The sequence below is a fragment of the Rhizobacter sp. genome, from assembly GCF_031412075.1.
In the GTDB taxonomy this organism is placed as follows: domain Bacteria; phylum Pseudomonadota; class Gammaproteobacteria; order Burkholderiales; family Burkholderiaceae_C; genus Rhizobacter.
This window is the reverse complement of record NZ_JANOCG010000266.1, coordinates 1-2858: the sequence shown is the minus strand read 5'-3', so window position 1 is coordinate 2858 and position 2858 is coordinate 1. Positions and strand designations below refer to the sequence as shown.

Here is a 2858-nt window from a genome sequence, read left to right as displayed (position 1 = left end):
CCCAGTTCAGTGGCGCGACGTTGCGCGGCTTTCAAGGCTTTGACGATGGCGAGTTTGACGCCGCTGGCTTCCATCGAGGTGAGCGCAGCGTAGGTGGTGCCGCCCTTGGAGGTGACCCGTTCGCGCAGCACGGCGGGCGGGTCGCTGGAGGTTTGTGCCAGGGCCGCCGAGCCCATGAAGGTGGCGAGCGCGAGTTGTTTGCCTTGTTCTTCGCTCAGCCCCATCTCCACCGCTGCCTGCATCATGGCCTCGACAAAGTAGTAGACATAAGCCGGCCCTGAGCCCGAGAGCGCGGTGACGGCGTCGAGGTCGGCTTCGGCGTCGACCCACACCGGGCGGCCGGGGGGTGCGAGCAGGCGTTCGATGTCCTTGCGTTCGAGGGCGGTGACCTCGGGCCGCGCATACAGCCCGGCGATGCCCTGGCCGATGAGCGCGGGTGTGTTGGGCATCGAGCGCACGATGCGCTGCGTGCCGAGCGCCTTGGCCATGTCGTCGCTGCGGATGCCGGCCATCACGCTGAATTGCAACGCCTTCTCGATGTGGGGCAGGTTGGCCTCGGCCGCGGCCTTGAAGTTCTGCGGCTTGATGGCCCAGACCACGATGCCCGCGCGTTGCAGCACCGAGCCGGGCGCTTCGAGCGTGATGACGGAGAGGTCGCGCTGCAGCCGCGAGCGCTGCTCGGCGTTGGGTTCCAGTACCAGGATGTCGCCCGGTGAACGCCCGCTCTTGAGCAGGCCGCCGATGATGGCGCTGGCCATGTTGCCGCCGCCGATGAATGCAATGGTGTTCATGAGGGCCAGTGTAGAAGTTTCAGGGGGCCGCCCAGCGCCGCAGCGCCCGCTCGGTGGTCTGCATCGCCGGCCGTGCGAGTGCATAGAACGACAGGCGGCCGGGTGCCGGCCAGTGCCGCGCCGCGCTCGCCGGCAAGGGCTTCAAGTCGGGTGGGATGGCCGAAAGGTTGAGGCAACCCACGCCCCAGCCGGCGCGGATGGCGGCCACCGCGCCGTGCGCGCCCGCGCAGCTGAGCTGGATGTGGTGGGCGCGGCCCGATCTCGACAGCGCGGCGAGTGCGAGCGTGCGAACCGGGCAGTCGGGCCCCAGCAAGACCAGCGGCGCCGAGCCCTGGGTGGGCAGCACCACGCTGCCGGCGGCCACCCAGGCCAGCGGCTCGCGGCGCAGCAAGCGTGCCTCGGGCAAAGGGCGGTCACTGGTGAGCACGGCCAGGTCCATTTCGCCGGCGGACCACAGCCGCTGCAGGTAGGCCGAGCTGGCCCACAGCAGCTCGAAGCGAACGCCGGGCGTGGTGTCGCGCAGCAAGCCCAGCAGCTCGCCCAGGCGCGCGGGCATGAAGTATTCGCTGATGCCCACGCGGCGCAGCTCGGTCTGTGGGATGGGCTGCACGGCGGCGCGGGCTTCGTCTTGCCAGGCCAGCAGCTTGTGGGCGTGCGGCAAAAAGCGCTCGCCCTCGGCCGTGAGCGTCAAGGCGCGTGTGCTGCGCTGAACGAGCTGCACCCCGACCGCACTTTCGAGCTGCTGCAAATGGGTGCTGACGGCCGACTGAGTGCGGTGCACCTGTTGTGCTGCACGTGTGACCGAGCCGGCCTGGGCGATGGCCACGAAGCTGCGCAGCCAGAGGGGGTCGAGGTCACTCATCAGGAGTTTCGATGAATTGCATGAAATAAATCTGCTTATCAGATCAATGCTGCGTGCCTAGACTGAGCCTGTCAAGTCAAACCACGGAGGACTTTCATGCCTTATATCCATGTGCAGATCTCGGGCGCTGCCAACGCCGACCTCGCGGCCCAAGTGGCCGGCACTGCCACCGATCTCACCGCGCGCCTGCTCGGCAAAGACCCGGCGGTGACGGCGGTGGTCGTCGACTTCATCGACTCTCGGCAATGGTTTCTGGGAGGCAAGCCGCTGTCGAACGGCGTGCAGCGCAGCTACCACTGGATGGTCAGCATCACCGACGAGACCAACACCAAGCGCGAAAAGGCGGTTTACCTCGCCGCCGTGCACCAGGCCATGGGCGAACTGCTGTGCGGCGTGGCCGAACACTCCTACGTGCACGTGGCCGACCTGCGTGCCAGCGCCTACGGCTACGCCGGCAAGACGCAGGAGCACCGCTACCAGCACCCGGCCTGAGCTTCAGGCCGGCATGCCGGCGAGCAGGGCGGCATTGCCGCCGGCTGCGGCGGTGTTGATGGTCAGCGTCTGTTCGGCGCAGAAGCGGTAGAGGTAGTGCGGCCCGCCGGCTTTCGGGCCGGTGCCGGAGAGGCCTTCGCCACCAAAGGGTTGCACACCCACCACCGCACCGATCATGTTGCGGTTGACGTAGACGTTGCCGATGCGCGCCGCCTGTGCCAGGCGCAGCGCGCGGCTGTCGATGCGCGTCTGAATGCCGAGCGTGAGGCCGTAGCCGAGGGCGTTGATCTGGTTCACGACCTCGTTCACGTCGCCGCCCCAGCGCACCACGTGCAGCACCGGGCCGAAGATCTCCTGCTTCACGTCGCTGATGCGTGGCAGCTCGAAGGCGATGGGTGCGACCAGGCGCGGCACGGCGGTGCTCGCGGGTGCGCTGCCGATCAGCACCGCCTCTTGGCGCAGGCGGGCGACGTGGCGGTTGATGCCCTCGAACGCCTCGTCGTCGATCACCGGGCCCACGTCGGTGGCGAGCAGCGCCGGGTCGTCGACCCGCAGCTCGCTCAGCGCGCCGCGGATCATCTCGATCACGCCCTCGGCCACGCTCTCGTGCACGCACAGCAGCCGCAGCGCGGAGCAGCGCTGGCCGGCCGAGCGGAAGGCGCTCTGCACGACCGCATCGACCACCTGCTCGGGCAGGGCCGTGCTGTCGACCA

General features: G+C 68.6%; 4 protein-coding genes. 1 reads left to right on the top strand and 3 read right to left on the bottom strand.

The annotated features are described in order from the left end of the window. Both proC and RMO40_RS09590 read right to left on the bottom strand, forming a co-directional pair. On the bottom strand, window positions 1–791 hold a 791-nt coding region (proC, locus tag RMO40_RS09595), incomplete at its 3' end, for a pyrroline-5-carboxylate reductase (protein ID WP_309719717.1). 19 nt (window positions 792–810) lie between these two features. Further along, a complete protein-coding gene (locus tag RMO40_RS09590; protein WP_309719709.1) occupies window positions 811–1653 on the bottom strand; it encodes a LysR family transcriptional regulator in 843 nt (280 codons plus the stop codon). Between the two features lie 96 nt (window positions 1654–1749). Here RMO40_RS09590 and RMO40_RS09585 point away from each other — a divergent pair, with 96 nt between their 5' ends. Beyond that, window positions 1750–2145, top strand: a complete 396-nt coding sequence (locus RMO40_RS09585; protein WP_309719702.1) for a 4-oxalocrotonate tautomerase family protein — start codon at window positions 1750–1752, stop codon at window positions 2143–2145. A gap of 3 nt (window positions 2146–2148) precedes the next feature. Here RMO40_RS09585 and RMO40_RS09580 read toward each other — a convergent pair. After that, the coding region (locus RMO40_RS09580) for an aldehyde dehydrogenase family protein (RefSeq protein ID WP_309719699.1) at window positions 2149–2858 on the bottom strand (710 nt) is incomplete at its 5' end.

Excerpts from the sequence above, each read along its gene's own strand:
- RMO40_RS09590 (WP_309719709.1), bottom strand. The coding sequence starts at position 1,653 with ATGAGTGACCTCGACCCCCTCTGGCTGCGCAGCTTCGTGGCCATCGCC.
- RMO40_RS09585 (WP_309719702.1), top strand. The coding sequence starts at position 1,750 with ATGCCTTATATCCATGTGCAGATCTCGGGCGCTGCCAACGCCGACCTC.